The 2,256-nt window shown below is 68.7% G+C and carries 3 protein-coding genes; 2 read left to right on the top strand and 1 reads right to left on the bottom strand.

The genetic code is table 11. The features are described 5' to 3' along the window. Positions 1 to 4 precede the first annotated feature (4 nt). Positions 5 to 1,390: an amino-acid N-acetyltransferase gene (argA, locus tag K206_RS0126030; protein ID WP_063826883.1), complete on the top strand. Its 1,386-nt coding sequence runs from the start codon at positions 5 to 7 to the stop codon at positions 1,388 to 1,390. Between the two features lie 111 nt (positions 1,391 to 1,501). Next, positions 1,502 to 1,777, top strand: a complete 276-nt coding sequence (locus K206_RS0126025) for an oxidative damage protection protein (protein ID WP_020205310.1) — start codon at positions 1,502 to 1,504, stop codon at positions 1,775 to 1,777. A 114-nt stretch (positions 1,778 to 1,891) separates the two neighbouring features. Here the strand turns inward: K206_RS0126025 and K206_RS0126020 are convergent. Beyond that, on the bottom strand, positions 1,892 to 2,256 hold a 365-nt coding region (locus tag K206_RS0126020), incomplete at its 5' end, for a ribose-5-phosphate isomerase A (RefSeq protein ID WP_020205309.1).

Genomic DNA, 2,256 nt, shown 5'->3' with positions numbered 1-2,256 from the left:
GCCCCTGCCCGTCCCCGCCCCCTCCGCGCCCCCGGCCGCGCCGCTTTCCGCCCCCGCCTCCGAGGCGGCCGAGCGCGGCGCGCCGGACCACCAGCAGTTCGTCGACTGGCTGCGCGCGGTAGCCCCCTACATCCACGCGTTCCGCGGCAAGACCTTCGTGATCGCCTTCGCCGGCGAGCTGGTCAAGGCCGGCACGCTCAATGCGCTGGTCAACGACGTCGCGCTGCTGCACGCGATGGGCATGCAGATCGTGCTGGTGCACGGCTCGCGCCCGCAGGTGGAAGAGCAACTGGCGCTGCGCCACGTCGAGTCGCAGTTCGCCGATGGCGTGCGCATCACCGACAACGCCGCGCTCGAATGCGCCAAGGAAGCCGCCGGCGAGCTGCGCCTGGACATCGAGGCCGCCTTCAGCCAGGGCCTGCCCAACACGCCGATGGCCGGCGCCCAGCTGTCGGTGATTTCCGGCAACTTCGTCACCGCGCGCCCGGTCGGCATCGTCGAAGGCGTGGACTACCAGCACACCGGCCTGGTGCGCAAGATCGACGGCGAGTCGATCCGCATGTCGCTCTCGCACGGCAAGGTCGTGCTGCTCTCGCCGCTCGGCTTCTCGCCCACCGGCCAGGCCTTCAACCTGTCGATGGAAGACGTGGCCAGCGCCACCGCCACCGCCATCAAGGCCGACAAGCTGGTCTTCATCACCGAGGTGTCCGGCGTGCAGGACGCCACCGGCCGGCTGATGCCGGAAATGTCGCTGCGCACCGCCGTCGAGCGGCTGCAGAACAACCACCTGCCGCCCGAAGTGGCCTATTACCTGGAACACCTGGTCAAGGCCCTCAAGGGCGGCGTGCCGCGCGCCCACCTGATCCCGTTCGAGCTGGACGGCTCGGTGCTGCTGGAGCTGTTCCTGCACGACGGCGTCGGCACCATGATCTCGGACACCGACCTCGAAAGCCTGCGCGAAGCCACGCTCGACGACGTCGGCGGCATCGTCCAGCTGATCGCCCCGCTCGAGCAGGACGGCACGCTGGTGCCGCGCGGGCGCCACCTGATCGAGCGCGACATCGCCAACTTCTCGGTGATCGAGCACGATGGCGTGCTGTTCGGCTGCGCCGCGCTCTACCCCTACCCGCGCGAAGGCATGGCCGAGATGGCCTGCCTGACCGTGTCGGCCGAGGCGCAGGGCACCGGCGACGGCGAGCGCCTGCTCAAGCGCATCGAGCGCCGCGCGCGCAGCCTCGGGCTGGACCGCCTGTTCGTGCTCACCACGCGCACCGAACACTGGTTCCTCAAGCGCGGCTTCGTCCATGCCAACGTGGACGACCTGCCCGAAGACAAGCGCAAGCTCTACAACTGGCAGCGCAAGTCGATGGTGCTGATGAAAAAACTGTGACGACCGTGGGGGTAGCCGGAAGGCTGGCCCCCGCTTCGCTACAATAGCGCCCTGCAATGGCGCGGCGCGCCCGCCGCGCCGGCCACATCACACGACTACAAGGAGTTCCCCATGGCCCGCATGGTCCAATGCGTCAAGCTCAACAAGGAAGCCGAAGGGCTCGACCTGCCGCCACTGCCTGGCGAACTCGGCAAGAAGATCTGGCAAAGCGTGTCCAAGGAAGCCTGGGCCGGCTGGCTCAAGCACCAGACCATGCTGATCAACGAAAACCGCCTCAACATGGCCGACACGCGCGCGCGCCAGTACCTGCTCAAGCAGACCGAGAAGTATTTCTTCGGCGACGGCGCCGACCAGGCCCAGGGCTACGTGCCGCCGCCGCAGGCCTGATGGCGGCTGCCCGCGGCCAGATGCCGCGGCAGTGAAGCGCAAAAAAAGGGTGCCGCGAGAGGCACCCTTTTTGTCGGCCGGACATCCTGTCGGCCGGAAATCCTGGCGCGCGGCTCAGAAATCGCTGCGCTTGACCCCTTCCGGCGTGCCCAGCAGCAGCACGTCCGCGCCGCGCAGCGCGAACAGGCCCACCGTCACCACGCCGGGCACGTGGTTGATGGCCTCTTCCAGGCCCTTCGGGTCGGCGATCTTCAGGCCGGCCACGTCGAGGATCACGTTGCCGTTGTCGGTCTTGTAGATGCCGCCTTCCTTCGTCATGCGCAGGCGCGGCTGGCCGCCCAGCGCGGCCAGCTTGCGCGCCACCGCGGCGCGTGCCATCGGAATCACTTCCACGGGCAGCGGGAACGCGCCCATCACTTCCACCAGCTTGCTGCCGTCGGCGATGCAGACGAAGCGCTGCGCCACCGAGGCCACGATCT

Source organism: Cupriavidus sp. WS, from assembly GCF_000395345.1.
GTDB classification, from domain to species: domain Bacteria; phylum Pseudomonadota; class Gammaproteobacteria; order Burkholderiales; family Burkholderiaceae; genus Cupriavidus; species Cupriavidus basilensis_B.
This window is presented reverse-complemented; position numbering and strand designations above follow the sequence as displayed.